The organism is Isoptericola sp. Y541, assembly GCF_059445465.1.
The window spans coordinates 408711-423738 of the sequence record NZ_JCAIUJ010000002.1 but is presented as its reverse complement, the minus strand read 5'-3'; the positions used below and the strand labels follow the sequence as shown (position 1 = coordinate 423738).

At 73.0% G+C, this 15028-nt stretch carries 10 protein-coding genes; 7 read left to right on the top strand and 3 right to left on the bottom strand.

Annotated elements, in window-relative coordinates:
* The first annotated feature begins 1 nt into the window (after position 1).
* A complete protein-coding gene (locus AC1C2V_RS06710) occupies positions 2-2401 on the top strand; it encodes a glycoside hydrolase family 31 protein (protein ID WP_495388808.1) in 2400 nt (799 codons plus the stop codon).
* A 48-nt stretch (positions 2402-2449) separates the two neighbouring features.
* Here the strand turns inward: AC1C2V_RS06710 and AC1C2V_RS06705 are convergent, their stop codons facing one another.
* Positions 2450-3481, bottom strand: a complete 1032-nt coding sequence (locus AC1C2V_RS06705) for a LacI family DNA-binding transcriptional regulator (RefSeq protein WP_495388807.1) — start codon at positions 3479-3481, stop codon at positions 2450-2452.
* 50 nt (positions 3482-3531) lie between these two features.
* Here AC1C2V_RS06705 and AC1C2V_RS06700 point away from each other — a divergent pair, with 50 nt between their 5' ends.
* The 3 genes from AC1C2V_RS06700 to AC1C2V_RS06690 all read left to right on the top strand — a co-directional run bounded on the left by AC1C2V_RS06700 (position 3532) and on the right by AC1C2V_RS06690 (position 8344).
* Positions 3532-5409 carry a glycoside hydrolase family 2 protein gene (locus AC1C2V_RS06700; RefSeq protein ID WP_495388806.1) on the top strand — a complete coding sequence of 626 codons (1878 nt, stop codon included), beginning with the start codon at positions 3532-3534 and terminating at the stop codon, positions 5407-5409.
* A 106-nt stretch (positions 5410-5515) separates the two neighbouring features.
* Positions 5516-6562: a beta-ketoacyl-ACP synthase III gene (locus tag AC1C2V_RS06695; RefSeq protein ID WP_495388805.1), complete on the top strand. Its 1047-nt coding sequence runs from the start codon at positions 5516-5518 to the stop codon at positions 6560-6562.
* A gap of 408 nt (positions 6563-6970) precedes the next feature.
* The gene (locus AC1C2V_RS06690; RefSeq protein WP_495388804.1) at positions 6971-8344 is read left to right on the top strand and encodes a Gfo/Idh/MocA family oxidoreductase; all 1374 of its coding nucleotides are present in this window, start codon (positions 6971-6973) and stop codon (positions 8342-8344) included.
* Positions 8345-8413: 69 nt separating this feature from the next.
* Here AC1C2V_RS06690 and AC1C2V_RS06685 read toward each other — a convergent pair whose 3' ends face one another.
* Both AC1C2V_RS06685 and AC1C2V_RS06680 read right to left on the bottom strand, forming a co-directional pair.
* On the bottom strand, positions 8414-9571 hold the full coding sequence (locus tag AC1C2V_RS06685) for a Gfo/Idh/MocA family protein (RefSeq protein ID WP_495388803.1): 1158 nt from the start codon (positions 9569-9571) through the stop codon (positions 8414-8416).
* Positions 9572-9638: 67 nt separating this feature from the next.
* Entirely contained in the window at positions 9639-11600 is a 1962-nt protein-coding gene (locus tag AC1C2V_RS06680) for a DUF6807 family protein (RefSeq protein ID WP_495388802.1), read from the bottom strand.
* Between the two features lie 178 nt (positions 11601-11778).
* Here AC1C2V_RS06680 and AC1C2V_RS06675 point away from each other — a divergent pair, with 178 nt between their 5' ends.
* The 3 genes from AC1C2V_RS06675 to AC1C2V_RS06665 are packed head-to-tail and all read left to right on the top strand — an operon-like array spanning position 11779 to position 15019.
* Positions 11779-12702: a carbohydrate ABC transporter permease gene (locus AC1C2V_RS06675; RefSeq protein WP_495388801.1), complete on the top strand. Its 924-nt coding sequence runs from the start codon at positions 11779-11781 to the stop codon at positions 12700-12702.
* A complete protein-coding gene (locus AC1C2V_RS06670; protein WP_495388800.1) occupies positions 12695-13633 on the top strand; it encodes a carbohydrate ABC transporter permease in 939 nt (312 codons plus the stop codon). Before AC1C2V_RS06675 ends, AC1C2V_RS06670 begins: the two co-directional genes overlap by 8 nt.
* A gap of 57 nt (positions 13634-13690) precedes the next feature.
* A complete protein-coding gene (locus AC1C2V_RS06665; protein WP_495388799.1) occupies positions 13691-15019 on the top strand; it encodes an ABC transporter substrate-binding protein in 1329 nt (442 codons plus the stop codon).
* Positions 15020-15028 lie beyond the last annotated feature (9 nt).

The following is a 15028-nucleotide window of genomic DNA, read 5'->3' as shown; positions in this document are numbered from 1 at the left end:
CGTGACCGACGTCGTCGACACCCGACACCCGCTGCCCGTCGTCCGACCCCTGCCCGGCGCGGCCCCGCAGGCCTGCGCCGAGCAGCAGGTCCGCGGTGACCGCTGGCGGGTGACGGTCCTGACCGACAGCCTGTTCCGCGTCGAGTGGTCCGCCGACGGCGGGTTCGAGGACCGCGCGTCGACGTTCGCCGTCCGGCGCGACCTCGGGCCGGCGGAGTACTCGGCCCGGCCCGTCGGCGACGGGATCGAGATCACGACGTCGCGGGCGCGGCTGCGGTTCGACGGCCGCGAGCCGTCCGCGCACGGGTTCGTCGTCGAGCTCGTCGGCGCCGACTCCGGCCGGTGGCGCTACGGGGAGGCCACCCACGACCTCGGCGGCACCGCGCGCACCCTCGACGACGTCGACGGGCGCGTGGAGCTGGAGCCGGGCGTGGCGTCCCCGAACGGGATCGCGGCCATCGACGACAGCGACTCGTTCCTCTTCGAGGGCGATGGCCGGCTCGGCACCCGGACCGCCGGCCGCCGCGACCTGTACGTCTTCGCGCACGGTCGTGACTACGCCCGCGCGGTGCGCGAGCTGTACGCCCTGTCCGGGGCGCCGACGCGCCTGCCGCGCTGGGCGCTGGGCAACTGGTGGAGCCGGTACCACCCCTACTCGGCCGACTCGTACCTGGAGCTGATGGACCGGTTCGACGACGAGGGCGTCCCGCTGTCCGTCGCCGTGATCGACATGGACTGGCACCGGGTCGGCTCCGTGCCGCCGCAGTACGGCAACGGCTGGACGGGCTACTCGTGGGAGCGGTCGCTGTTCCCCGACCCGGCGGCTTTCCTCGGCGCACTGCACGAGCGCGGGATGCGCACGACCCTCAACCTGCACCCGGCCGATGGCGTGCGCGCGTTCGAGGACGCCTATCCGGCGGTGGCCGAGGCGATGGGGATCGACCCGACCTCCGAGGTGCCGGTGTCCCACGACCTCACCGATCCCGACTTCGTGCGCGCCTACTTCGAGCTGCTGCACCACCCGCTCGAGGAGCAGGGCGTCGACTTCTGGTGGATCGACTGGCAGCAGGGCGGCACGTCGAACCTGCCCGGCGCCGACCCGCTGTGGCTGCTCAACCACTTCCACCACCTCGACGCCGCCCGGCACGGCGGCCCCGGAATGACGTTCTCGCGGTACGCGGGGCCGGGCAGCCACCGGTACGCCGTCGGGTTCTCCGGCGACGCCGTGGTGTCGTGGGAGTCGCTGGCGTTCCAGCCGGAGTTCACGGCCACCGCGGCCAACATCGGGTACGCCTGGTGGAGCCACGACATCGGCGGGCACACCCGCGGCGTCCGCGACGACGAGCTCGCGACCCGGTGGGTCCAGTTCGGCGTCCTCTCGCCGATCATGCGGCTGCACTCCGCGAACAACCCGTTCATCCGCAAGGAGCCGTGGCTCTTCCCGGCCGAGCACCGCCAGGCCATGGGCGACGCGCTGCGGTTCCGGCACCGCCTGGTGCCGTACCTGCACACGATGAACCACCGGGCGGCGGCGGGCACGCCCCTCGTGCGCCCGATGTACCACCTGGAGCCGCACCGGGACGAGGCGTACCGCGTCCCGAACGAGTACGCCTTCGGCACCGAGCTGGTCGTCGCGCCCGTCGTGACCGCGCGGAGCCAGGTCTCCCGCCTGAGCCGCACCCGGGCCTGGCTCCCGGCCGGCCGCTGGACCGACGTGTTCACGGGGGCCGTCTACGCGGGGGACCGGCACGTGGAGCTGCACCGGCCGATCGAGTCGGTGCCCGTGCTGCTGCGCGACGGCGGGATCCTGCCGCTCGCCGGCCCCGACGAGCGGGACGCCACCCGCAACCCGCGGGCGCTCGAGGTGCTCGTCGCGCCCGGCGCCTCGGGCGAGCTCGACCTCGCGGAGGACTCGGAGGACGACGCGCAGGGGTCGGCCGGCGCGGCCGCGACCACGCTCATGCACTGGGACCGGGACCGCGGCGAGCTCCGGGTGGGCGCCGTCGCCGGCCGGGCCGATGTCGTCCCGTCCGTCCGGGAGTGGACGATCACCTTCCTGGCCCGCCGCCCTGAGGGCGAGGTCACGGTGGACGGCGAGGTCGTGCCGGTGACCGGGCGGGACGGCCGCTGGAGCGTGTCGTTCGAGGCCGCGGCCGGCGCGGGGGCGGTGGTGGTCGTCGGGGGCCGCCTGCGGCTGGGCGTCGACCCGCGGGCGGCGGTGCGCGAGGTGCTCGAGCGGGCCCAGACCGGCAACGCGGTCAAGCTCGCGGCGTGGGAGGTCGTCTCCGCGGGGCGCGCGACCGCGGAGCGGATCGCCGGCCTCGACAGCCTGGACCTGCACGAGGACGTCCGCGGCGCGGTCGTCGAGCTCCTCGCCACGCTGGTGGACGACCCGGCCTGATCGACCCGGCACCAGCCCGGTGCGTCCGGCCCCCGCGGAGGTCGCGCCTCAGCGGGGGCCGGACGTCCCGGCGGGCTCCGGCGCGCTCTCGCGGATGAGCAGGCGGTGTCCGACGATCACGGAGCGGCCCGCGGCGTCCGACCCGTCTACGCGCTCGAGCAGGAGGTCGAGCGTGCGAGCGACGAGCGCGGGCGTGTCCGGCGCGATGCTCGTGATGCTGGGGGTCGTGCTCGCCGTCAGGACGGTGGCGTCCCAGCCGACGACGGCGACGTCCCCCGGGACGTCGACCCCGCGCAGGTGCAGCGCGCGGAGCGCGCCGATCGCGGCGTGGTCGTCGCGGCACAGGAGCGCGTCGACACGCAGGCCGGCGTCGAGGGCGGCGCCGAGCGCCTCCTCCGCGCCGCGGGCGTCGCCCGCGTGGCGGGGCACGAGCAGGTCGTCGGCGACGGGGAGCCCGGCCTGCTCCAGGCCGAGGTGGTAGCCCTCGATACGCAGCCGGGACGTGTGCGACCACTCGCCGGCCTCGTGGCCCACGAAGCCGATCCGTCGTCGGCCGTCGGCGACGAGGTGGGCCACCGCTTCGTCGGCGGCCGCGACGTTGTCGATGGCGACCTGGTCGATGGCCGGCGGTCGCGGCGCCTCGCCGAGGAGCACCATCGGCGTGTCCAGGCCGTGCGCCTCCAGCTGCTCGGCCGAGAGCGCCTGGGGGTGCAGGACGATGCCGTCGACGATGCCCGCGTCGCGGTCGCGCAGCACGGCGAGCTCGCCCTCGGTGGTGCCGCCGGTCTCCTCGAGCAGGAGCCGGTATCCGCGCTCGGCGCACGCGCGGGCGAAGAGGTGGGCGAGCTCCGTGAAGTAGGGCCAACGCAGGTCGGGGAACGCCAGCGCCAGCATGCTCGATCGCCCCGTGGCCAGGCTGCGCCCGCGCGCGTCGGGCCGGTACCCGAGCTCGTCGATGGCGGCCTGCACGCGCTCCCGCATCCGGGGGCTGACGTGCTGGTAGTCGCGGACGACGTTGGAGACCGTCTTCATCGAGACGCCGGCCCGCACCGCGACGTCCTGCAGCGTCACCCTCTTCACACCGCGAACCGTACCGTTGACAGTGATTTCTAGCGCTGTAAACTCGCCGCGTGACCCACGCCGCGACCTCCGCCGACACCCGTCCAGCGCTCGACCGCCTGCCGCTCGCGACCCGGCAGGACGGGAGCTATCCCCGCCCGCAGATGCTGCGGAGCGACTGGGCCGACCTGGACGGCACCTGGTCCTTCCGGCACGACGACGACGGCGTCGGCATCGACGCCGGATGGGCCGCCGGGTGGGGCGCGGCGTCACCGGGGAGCCGGCCCATCACCGTGCCCTTCCCCCCGGAGTCGGCGGCCTCGGGCGTCGACGAGCCCGGGTTCCACCCGGTGGTCTGGTACGCGCGCAGCATCGGCCCGGGCGACCTCGCCGCCGCCGGCAGGTCCGCCGACGCCCCGCGGGTGCTCCTGCACCTCGGCGCGGTCGACTACCGCGCGTCGGTGTGGATCGACGGCCGGTTCGTCGGCGAGCACGAGGGCGGGCACACCCCGTTCACGTTCGACGTGACCGGGCACGTGGCGGACGACGGCGAGCACGTCGTCGTCGTGCGGGCCGAGGACGACCCGCACGACCTCACCCAACCCCGCGGCAAGCAGGACTGGCACGAGGACGCGCACGCGATCTGGTACCGCCGCACCACCGGCATCTGGCAGACGGTGTGGCTCGAGGCCGTGCCGTCGACGAGCATCGAGCACCTGCGGTGGCTGCCGCAGGGGCCGGCGGCGGCGGACCTGACGGTCCGGTTCCGCGGGCCGCTCCCGGCCGGGGCCTCCGTGCGGGTCGCGCTGCGTTTCGACGAGCGGGACGAGGACCTGGGCACGATCGAGGTGTCCGTGAGGGGCACGCGCTCCACCGTGGAGGTGAGCGTGCCGATCCCGCGCCAGCGCAACGGGCAGGCCGAGGACGAGCTGACGTGGTCGCCCCGGACGCCGCGGCTCGTCGACGCCGTGGTCTCCCTGCACGACGCCGACGGGGCCACCCTCGACGCGGTGAGCTCCTACCTGGGCGTACGGACCGTCGGCATCGCGGGCGGGGAGTTCCTGCTCAACGGCCAGCCCTGCGACGTCCGGTCGGTGCTCAACCAGGGCTACTGGCCGGACAGCCACCTCGCCGCCCCCTCCCGCGCGGCCCTGCGACGTGAGGTCGAGCTCGTCAAAGAGCTCGGCTTCAACGCCTGCCGCATCCACCAGAAGATCGAGGACCCGCGCTTCCTGTACTGGGCGGACCGCCTCGGGATCCTGGTGTGGGGCGAGACGCCCGGCGCCTACGAGTTCTCGTCCGTCGCGGTGCAGCGGCTGACCCGCGAGTGGATGGACGCCGTCGACCGCGACGTGTCCCACCCCTCGATCGTGACGTGGGTGCCGTTCAACGAGTCGTGGGGCATCCAGCACGTCGCCGACGACGTGGAGCAGCAGGCCTACTCCCGGGGCCTGACGGACCTCACGCGCGCGCTCGACCCCTCCCGCCCCGTGATCTCCAACGACGGGTGGGAGCAGCAGAACACCGACATCCTCACCGTGCACGACTACGAGGGCGACGGCGCCGCGCTCGCCCGCACCTACGCCGACGCCGACGCCCGCGCGCGGATCGTCAGCGGGATCGCCCCGTCCCACCGCCGCCAGCTCGTCGGCGGGGCGCGCGACGCCGGGCAGCCGGTCATGCTCACCGAGTTCGGCGGGGTGAGCTTCCAGGCCGGCGCCCGCCGCGACGACGGCTGGGGCTACACCACCGCGGACGACGGGGACGACTGGATCGCCCGCGTCGGGGCCCTCTACGACGCCGTGCGCGCCAGCGACTTCCTCGCCGGCTCCTGCTACACGCAGCTCACTGACACGATGCAGGAGACCAACGGCCTGCTGACGGCCGACCGCGAGCCCAAGGTCCCCGTCGAACAGATTCGCCGCGCGGTACTCGGCGCGGCCGGGTAGCCGGCGTCGATCGCCGAGCCGTCGTTCATCAGGTGCCGGCGTCGCCCGTTCTCGCCGTGCGGGCGGGCGTGACATCCCACCGCGGCGCGGTGGGATGATCGCCCCTATGACTGAGCCCTCCGCTCCCGCACTGTCGCTCCCCGCCGGCGCAGCCGGCTCCCGCATCGTCGGGCTCGGGCACCATCAGCCCGAGCGGGTCATGACCAACGACGACATCGCCCGCCTCGTCGAGACGAACGACGAGTGGATCCGCTCGCGGACCGGTATCGTCACGCGGCACGTCGCGGCGGACGACGTGACCGTCGCGGACATGGCGACGGCGGCGGCGCGGCACGCGCTGGACGACGCGGGAGTGGCGGGCACCGACGTCGACCTCGTGATCGTCGCCACGACGACGGCGGTGGACCGGACGCCGAACACCGCCGGGCGGGTGGCGTACGCGCTGCGCACCGGCGTGCAGCCCGGAGCGAGCACGCCCGAGGGCGAGGAGGAGCCGGACCTGCGCAACGTCGTCGGCCCGGGCGTCATCGACGTCAACACCGCGTGCTCGGGCTTCGCCTACGCCGTCGGCCTGGCCGACCAGGCGATCCGCACCGGCTCGGCGCGCACGGCCGTGGTGATCGGCGCGGAGAAGCTCACCTCCGTCACGGACTGGTCGGACCGCAGCACGTGCATCCTCACCGCCGACGGCGCGGGCGCCGTGGTGCTCCAGGCGGCCGACACCCCCGCCGTCGGCCCCGTGGTGTGGGGCTCCGAGCCGGAGCTGACCCCCGCCGTGGTGATCGAGCAGCCCGCCGGGAAGTTCGCCCAGGACGGCCGCGCCGTCTTCAAGTGGGCTATCACCCGCGCCGCCGACCGTGCACGGCGCATCGTCGACGCCTCCGGCCTGACGCTCGACGACATCGGCGTCCTGGCGGCCCACCAGGCGAACCTGCGGATCATCGAGCCGCTGGCCAAGTCGCTGGGCCTCGAGGACCGCGTCGTCGTCACCGACATCACGGAGTCGGGCAACACCTCGGCCGCCTCCATCCCGATGGGCCTGTCCAAGTGGTGGCACGCCGGAAAGATCCCGGCCGGCACGCCCACCCTGCTCTTCGGCTTCGGCGGCGGCTTCACCTGGGCCGGCCAGGTCGTGCTGACGCCGTCGAGGTAGTCCCGATCTCCGCGAGGTAGTCCCAATCTCCGCGAGATAGTTCCAATCTCCGCGAGGCAGTTCGGATCTCCGCGAGGTAGTTCGGGTCGGGCCGAGCGAGGCCGGGCTTCATGTCGCGAGGCGCGCCATCCGGCCGCGGGTCCTGAGCCTGTCGAAGGGCGTTCCTCGCGACCTCCCGCCAGACCCGACCGGCCTCGCGACACGAAGCCCGGCCTCGCTCGGCACTTTCGTCGTGCGGTCGGACTACCTCGACGAGTTTCGGACTACCTCGCCGAGTTTCGAACTACCTCGCGGTCGGTGGTCGTGGCGGACCTGTGGGATCGGGGGCTCGGATCGGGGTGGGGTCGACGGCGGCACTCCGGTAGGCTGTCGGGAAACCGCTTCCCAGGCTGATGCAGGAGATCGACGATGCCCTCCGTCCCCGCCGTCCCGTCCGGTCCCGACCGTCGCCGCTATGCCGTGGCCGGCACCGGTCACCGCGCCGGCATGTACGTGAACGCGCTGGTCGGGGACCATGCCGACGACGGCGAGATCGTCGCCTGGGTGGAGCCCAACCCCGTGCGAGCCGCGGTCCACGAGGCCAAGGTCGCCGCCACAGTCGGCAGCGAGCGCCCGGTGTATCACCCGGACCACCTCGAGAAGGCGCTCGACGAACAGCGCGTGGACCGCGTCATCGTCACCTCCGTCGACAACACCCATGCCGACCTGGTGTCGCGCGCCCTGCGTGCGGGCGTCGACGTCGTCGTCGAGAAGCCGATCGCCGCGACGGAGGCCGAGGCCCGGCAGATCGCGGACGCCGTCACCGAGACCGGCCGCGACCTCACGATGACGTTCAACTACCGCTACTCGCCCCGGAACTCGGCGCTGCGCGAGGTCATCGCCTCCGGCGAGATCGGCCGGGTGCTGTCCGTGCACTTCGACTGGGCCCTGGACACGGTGCACGGCGCCGACTACTTCCGCCGCTGGCACCGCGAGAAGGTCAACAACGGCGGCCTGCTGGTGCACAAGTCGAGCCACCACTTCGACCTCGTCAACTGGTGGATCGACGCCGTGCCGCAGCGGGTGTTCGCGAGCGGCGGACGGCGCTTCTACGGCGACGACGCCGCGCACGCGGTGGGCTACGAGCCGACGGCGGGGGAGCGAGCGCTCAACGAGCAGGGCGTGGACCCCTGGCACATCGACGTCGACGCCGACCCGTATCTCGCCGAGCTCTACGGTCCCGAGGCGCAGGCCGTGGACGGCTACCGGCGCGACCGTAGCGTCTTCGACCCGGGCATCACCACCGAGGACACGCTCGGGCTCGTCGTCGAGTACGCCGGCGGCCCGGTGCTCACCTACTCGCTCACGGCCAGCGCGCCGTGGGAGGGCTACCGCGTGGTGGTGAACGGCTCGCGCGGCCGCGCCGAGCTCGAGGTGGTCGAGCGCGGCTCCGTCGTCTTCGGCGCCGACGGCAAGGCGACCGTGGACCCGAGCTTCACCGCGGCCTTCGGCGGGGACACCGTGCGCCCCGCCGGCGAGCGGCTGATCGTGCAGAAGCACTGGGAGCGGGCGGAGGAGCGGCCGATCGTCGCCGTCGACGCGGGCGGGCACGGCGGCGGCGACGCCCTCCTGCTCTCCGACGTCTTCCGCGGGCGCACCGAGGCCGACCCGCTCGGCCGCGCCGCCGGCTTCCGCGACGGCCTACGCGCCTCCGGCATCGGCTACGCCGGAAACCGGTCGCTCGCGTCCGGCGACCCGGTGCGGCTCGCCGACCTCGGCCTCGGCCTCGGCCTCGGCCTGTAGTCGCTCCTTCGCTGGTTGAGCCTGTCGAAACAGGAGCGCGGTTTCGACAGGCTCAACCGGCGGATGGCGTCAGCGCGCCCAGGGCGCGCCGAGCTCGGCGAAGGTGCGCTGCGTGCGGGCGACCTCGGCGCACCAGTGCTCGACGTCGCGGACGACGGGGTGGCGCTCGTCGCCCTCGCCCTGCCAGTCGACGTGCTCGGGCGCGATCGGCGCCGGGTCGGCGCTGGTGCGCACGCCCTCGAGCACCCGCATGAATGCGCCGGTGTCGCGGACGTCGCACAGCAGGGCGCGGCGGTCGTCGGTGCGGGCGGCCAGGAGGTCGTCGAGCAGCGACGTGCGCCCGTAGGTCTTGTCCATCTGCGCCGCGTCCGTGCGCAGCAGCAGACGGTCGGTCTCGTACTCGAGCACGAGATCGCCGCGGGTGCCGTGCACCACCACGCGGGCGGGGGAGCGCTCGGGGGCGCAGAGCGTGAGGCCGAAGCCGTAGCGGCGGCCGCCGGCGTCCTGCACGCGCACGGCCGACGTGTCGTCGGCCTCGATGGGGTTGGCCCGGTGCAGGTCGGTGTCCACCCACACGACGTCCTGCGCGGTGGTGGCGCCGCCCAGGTGCAGGGTGGTCGCGACCGCGTGCGCCAGCGGGTTGGTCACGACGCCGTCGACGACGTCGCGCCCGTCCAGCCGCCGCCGGCCGGCCCAGGCAGCGCGCTGCCAGTACGCGGCCGTGCGCACCCAGGTGCCGACCGCGCCGAGGCCGGTCACGTCGCCGATCTCGCCGCGCGCGATCAGGTCGGCGGCCGCGGGCAGGGCGTGTGAACCGAAGGTCTGGAAGCCGACCTGGCAGCGGCGGCCCGTGCGCTCGGCCACCGCGACGAGCTCGGTGTGCTCCGCGAGCGAGGCGGTGGTGGGCTTCTCCAGGAGCACGTCGATGCCGGCCTCCATCGCCGCACGCGCCAGGGGCAGGTGGGTCGGGATGGGCGTGCTCAGGATGACGACGTCGACCCGTGCCGACGGCGTGGACAGCAGGTCGCCCAGCGTGGGGAACCAGGGCGCGCCGGCGTCGTGGGCATCGTGGCCGGGCGCGGGTTCGCGGGGGTCCACGACGGCGGCCAGCCGAGCCCGGCCTTCGCGCTGCAGCTCGAGCACGCGCCGCACGTGCGACGCGCCGTGGCCGTGCAGGCCCACCACCGCGATCTGGGGGGCGAGGCCGTCGGAGGTCGGGTCCGTCATTGTCGTCCTGTCGTGAGTCGGTGCCGTGTCGATGCAGGGTCGCGCCGGGAAGGCGCAGGGTGATGGGTCAGCGCAGCGCGGTGGCGAGCGCGGCCGCCTCGTCGAGGTCGAGGGCGTGGTCCACGATGGCGGCCACGATCCCGGTCTCGACGGTGCCGCCGGCGGGCACGGTCAGCGGGGTGTCCCAGGCCAGCGCCGGGCCGGCGCCGGGGTACTCGGCGGCCCGGAGGAACCAGTGCCGCGCGGGGGACGTCTGCGCGAGCAGCACCGTCGTCGGGCGGTCCTCGGCGTACGGGTCGTGGTGCTGCTGCACGAACGCGACCCACGGCGAGGTGCTGCCGTGGGCGAGCTCCTCGCCCTCGCCGGCCTCCGACAGCACGACCGTGCGCTGCGCGATCGGCGCCCGCCAGAAGAGCCCGCCGTACCCGGCGCCCGGGCGACCGTTGGTCGCCGGGGAGCGGATCTCCAGCGGGCCGTGCGACGCGTGCAGGGTGCTGCGCCACTCCAGCGCCCAGCCGTCGTCGCCCAGGAGGCGCGCGCCGAGGCGCCGCTGCTCGTCGAGCAGCGGGTCGCCGTGCTCGTCGTCCCAGCGCACGGTCTCCAGGAGCACGTGCGGGGCGAGGGGGTCCACCTCGGTGCGCGTGCTCGCCTGGCGCCCGTGGTTGGGCAGCAGCGTGGGGCCGACGTCGGCCACGAACGTTCGTCCCCCCCAGAAGCTGGTGCCGTTCACGTCGGGCACCGCCACGCTCACGCCGTAGTGGTGGCGGTGGTCCACCGGCTCGGCCTCGGTGAGCGCCACCCCGGCGAGCGAGTGGACCGGGTGCAGGTACGGGCGCGGGGAGTGGATGGCGGGCAGCCGATCGCCGTCCACGTACCGCGCGAGCGGCACCCGGTCGCGCGTGTGCCGCAGCACGATCTCGCGCGGCTCGACCGACCAGGTCGGACCCTGCGGGACCTCGTCGGCCGCCGGCGCGGGCACGAGCGCGGGCTCGTCGACCGCGGCCCGCGTGATGCTGCGGGGCACGGGCCCGGTGCTGGACCGCGCCTCGAGCCGGGCGGTGAAGCGGGTGGTCGTGGCCGGGTGCGCGCCGTCGTCGATCACCGCGTGCAGCTCGCGCCACGCCTGCCGGCCGAGCTCGGCCTGCGGCACGGAGACGGTGGTCAGTGCGGGCGTGGCGTACCGCGCCAGGTCGATGTCGTCGTAGCCGGCCACCGAGATGTCGCCGGGCACGGCGACCCCGGCCTCGTTGAGCGCGGCCAGGAGACCGAACGCGACCAGGTCGTTGTAGGCGACGACGGCGGTGGCCCGGCTGGCGAGCACCGCGGCGGCCGCGGCGTGGCCGGCAGCCAGGTCGGCGCCGACCGGGAGCTCCACGACCTCGAGGTCCGTGTGGTGCTCGCGGGCGGTGACGAGGCCGGCGCGGCGCGCGGCGTCGGTCGCGGCGGCCCGCGGGCCGGCGAGGTACGCGAGCCGCCGGTGCCCCAGGCCCACCAGGTGCTCGACGACCTGCACGGTGGCGTCCGCGTAGTCGATGACGAGGCTCGGCGTGGCGGCGTGCTCGACCTCGCGGTTGATGACCGCCGCCGGCGTCACGAGGGGTAGCAGGGCGTCCAGCGCGGCGCCGGGCATGCGCGGGGCGACGAGGATCAGGGCGTCGCAGCGCATGCGCGCCTCGCGGGCGATCGCCGGCTCCTCGGACGGGTCCTCGGCGGCATCGGCCACGAGCACTCGATAGCCGTCCTCGGCGGCGGCGGACGTGACCCCGCGCAGGATCTGCTGGAACACCGGGTTGCCGAGGTCCGGCACGACGAGCGCGACGGTCGTGGTGCGGCCGAGGGACAGGCTGCGCGCGACATTGCTCGGCCGGTAGTTGAGGTCGATCGCGGCTTCCTGCACGCGGGCGGCGATGGTGGGGTCCACGGTGCTGCGACCGTTCATCACGCGCGAGACGGTGGCGCGGGAGACCCCGGCGGCATCGGCGACGTCGGCGATGGTCACCGACGCTCGCCGGAGGTTCACGTCGGGCATCGATGCCTCCCTCGGGTTCACGAGTTGACCGTACACCATTGGAAACCGGTTCCTCCCGTGATAAGTTCTCGATGAGCAACCGGTTTCCAGGGCACGACAACCCTGGGGGCCGCCGATCGAGGGAGATCCGGAGGCCGGCGATGACGCCCACCCGAACGCCGCGAGGCGAGGTGTCGCGATGGCGGTGATCCAGGAGGTGGCCCGCACCCGCGCCGCGGGCAAGGAGCGTCGCAAGGGCGACGGCAAGGCTGCCGCGATCTTCCTCGCCCCGTGGTTCCTGGGGCTGGTCGTCATCACGGCCTTTCCCCTCGTCGCGTCGCTGTACCTGTCGTTCACGGACTACAGCCTGCTCGAGGCGCCGGGCTGGATCGGGCTGGAGAACTACACGCAGATGTTCTCCGACCCGCGGTTCTTCCAGGCGCTCAGGGTCACGTTCACGTACGTGCTCGTCTCGGTCCCGCTCCAGCTCGCCGCGGCGCTGGCGCTGGCGATGGTGCTCGACAAGGGCCTGCGCGGGCTCGCCTTCTACCGGTCCGTGTACTACCTGCCGTCGCTGCTGGGCGGCAGCGTCGCCATCGCGATCCTGTGGCGCCAGGTGTTCGGTGCCGACGGGCTGGTCAACCAGGTGCTCGGCTTCTTCGGCGTCGAGGGCGTCGGCTGGGTGTCGCACCCCGACTACGCGCTCGGCACGCTCATCGTGCTCAACGTGTGGACCTTCGGGGCGCCGATGGTCATCTTCCTCGCGGGGCTCCGGCAGATCCCCGTCATGTACTACGAGGCGGCCTCGATCGACGGCGCCGGGTGGTGGCGCAAGTTCCGCAGCATCACCGTGCCCCTGCTGACGCCGATCGTCTTCTTCAACCTCGTGCTCCAGCTCATCGGCGCGTTCCAGACCTTCACGCAGGCGTTCATCGTCAGTGGCGGGACGGGCGGCCCGGTGGACTCCACGCTCTTCTACACGCTCTACCTCTACGAGAAGGGCTTCGGCTCCTACCAGATGGGATATGCGTCGGCGATGGCGTGGTTCCTGCTGCTCGTCATCGCAGGGATGACGGCCGTCAACTTCCTCGCCTCCAAGTTCTGGGTCTTCTACGATGACTGACACCCCCGTGCGCCCGAAGGCGCGTCCCGAGGAGTCGCCCGCGCGGCGCACCCTGAGCGAGCTCGCGGCAGAGGTTCCCGATCGGCCGCGGGGTCGGCGGGTCGGCCCGCGGCTGCGGCGGCTGGGCAAGCACGTCGCGCTGATCGCGTTCGGCCTGGTCATGCTGTACCCGCTGCTGTGGATGCTGGCCAGCTCGTTCAAGCCCACCGCGCTGATCTTCCGCGAGCCCGGGCTGATCCCGACCGAGTGGGACTTCTCCAACTACACCGACGGGTGGAATGCGCTGCTCGACCCGTTCAGCCACTACCTGCTCAACTCGGCGATCGTGGTGCTGGGCAGCGTGCTCGGCAACCTGGTCTCGTGCTCGATGGCGGCCTACGCGTTCGCGCGGCTGAAGTTCCGGGGCCGCAACCTGTGGTTCGCCGTCATGCTCATGTCGATCATGCTGCCGATCCACGTGATCATCGTGCCGCAGTACATCCTGTTCTCGTCGCTCTCGTGGATCAACACGTTCCTGCCGCTCATCGTGCCGAAGCTGCTCGCCACCGACGCGTTCTTCGTGTTCCTCATGGTGCAGTTCTTCCGCGGTATCCCCAAGGACCTCGACGAGGCGGCCCGGCTCGACGGGTGCGGGCACGGCCGGATCTTCCTGCGGATCATGCTGCCGCTGTCGTTGCCGGCCCTGGCGACCACGGCGATCTTCACCTTCATCTGGACGTGGAACGACTTCTTCAGCCAGCTGATCTTCCTGACCAAGCCGGACATGTACACCGTGCCGATCGCGCTGCGCACCTTCGTGGACGCGACGAGCAACAGCTCGTGGGGGCCGCTGTTCGCGATGTCGATCGTCTCGCTGATCCCCGTGTTCCTGGTCTTCCTGTTCGGCCAGAAGTACCTCGTCAAGGGCATCGCCACCACCGGCATCAAGTAGTCCTCGCCGAGTCAACCGAAGAGCTCATCGAAGCGCTCACCGACGAAGGAGATCCCTATGCGACTCACAGCCACCCGGCGGGCCCGGCGCCACGGCGCCGCGATCGCCGCACTCACCGCGGCGGGGGTGCTCGCCCTCACCGCCTGCTCCGGCGACTCGGGCGCGCTACCGGCCGACGACGACGGCGGCGGCGACGGCGACGTCGAGATCCGCTTCGCCTGGTGGGGCTCGGACGACCGGCACACGACGACGCAGCAGATCATCGACCTGTTCGAGGAGAAGAACCCCGGCATCACCGTGGTGCCGGACTACACCGACTGGGGCGGCTACTGGGACAAGCTCGCCACCGCCACGGCGGGCGGCGACACCCCGGACGTCATCACGCAGGAGGAGCGGTACCTGTCGGACTACGCCACGCGCGGCGTGATCGCCGACCTCGCGGAGCTGGACGTGGACACGGCCGAGATCTCGGACGACATCCTCAGCACGGGGGAGATCGACGGCAAGCTCTACGGCATCCCGACCGGCGTGAACGCCTACGCGATGGTCGCCGACCCGCAGATCTTCGCGGACGCGGGCGTCGACATGCCCGACGACACCACCTGGACGTGGGACGACTACGTCGAGATCGCCGGGAAGGTCTCGAAGGGCGCCGGGGACGGGGTGTGGGGCGCGCAGGACTACGGCTTCAACGAGGCCGGCCTGAACGTGCTGGCCCGCCAGAAGGGCGAGGCGCTCTACACCGAGGACGGCACGCTCGGCGTCTCGAAGGGGACCGTCTCCGAGTTCTTCCAGACGTCGCTGGACCTCATGGCCAACGGTGGCCAGCCCGACGCCTCCCGCTCCGTGGAGTACCAGAACGCCGGCCCGGAGGGCTCGCTGCTCGGTACCAACGCCGGGGCCATGGGCGTGTGGTGGTCCAACCAGCTCGGGGCGCTCTCGGACGCCTCCGGGCATGAGCTGGAGCTGCTCCGCCTGCCGGGCGAGTCCCAGTTCGACCGCACCGGGATGTACTTCAAGCCCGCCATGTACTACGCGGTCTCCGCGAAGAGCGAGCACCCGGAGGAGTCGGCGAAGCTCGTGGACTTCCTCCTCAACGACCCAGAGGCCGCGAAGCTGCAGCTGACCGACCGCGGCCTGCCGGCGAACACGTCCGTGCGGGAGGCCGTCCTCGGCGACCTCACCGCTGCCGACCAGCGGATGGCCGACTTCATGGCGGACATCGAGGGCGACATCGTCGACAACCCCGCGGTGCCCCCGAACGGTGCCAACGAGATCCAGGACATCATGATCCGGCTCAACACCGAGGTGCTGTTCGAGCGCATGACGCCGGACCAGGCCGCGGACGCCTTCCTCAAGGACGTCGGCGCGGCGATCGGGGGCTGACCGGCCGAT

Bases quoted from the DNA above. Each gene is read 5' to 3' on its own strand.
- AC1C2V_RS06670 (WP_495388800.1), top strand. From the start codon at position 12,695: ATGACTGACACCCCCGTGCGCCCGAAGGCGCGTCCCGAGGAGTCGCCC.
- AC1C2V_RS06685 (WP_495388803.1), bottom strand. From the start codon at position 9,571: ATGACGGACCCGACCTCCGACGGCCTCGCCCCCCAGATCGCGGTGGTG.
- AC1C2V_RS06680 (WP_495388802.1), bottom strand. From the start codon at position 11,600: ATGCCCGACGTGAACCTCCGGCGAGCGTCGGTGACCATCGCCGACGTC.
- AC1C2V_RS06695 (WP_495388805.1), top strand. From the start codon at position 5,516: ATGACTGAGCCCTCCGCTCCCGCACTGTCGCTCCCCGCCGGCGCAGCC.
- AC1C2V_RS06675 (WP_495388801.1), top strand. From the start codon at position 11,779: ATGGCGGTGATCCAGGAGGTGGCCCGCACCCGCGCCGCGGGCAAGGAG.
- AC1C2V_RS06665 (WP_495388799.1), top strand. From the start codon at position 13,691: ATGCGACTCACAGCCACCCGGCGGGCCCGGCGCCACGGCGCCGCGATC.
- AC1C2V_RS06690 (WP_495388804.1), top strand. From the start codon at position 6,971: ATGCCCTCCGTCCCCGCCGTCCCGTCCGGTCCCGACCGTCGCCGCTAT.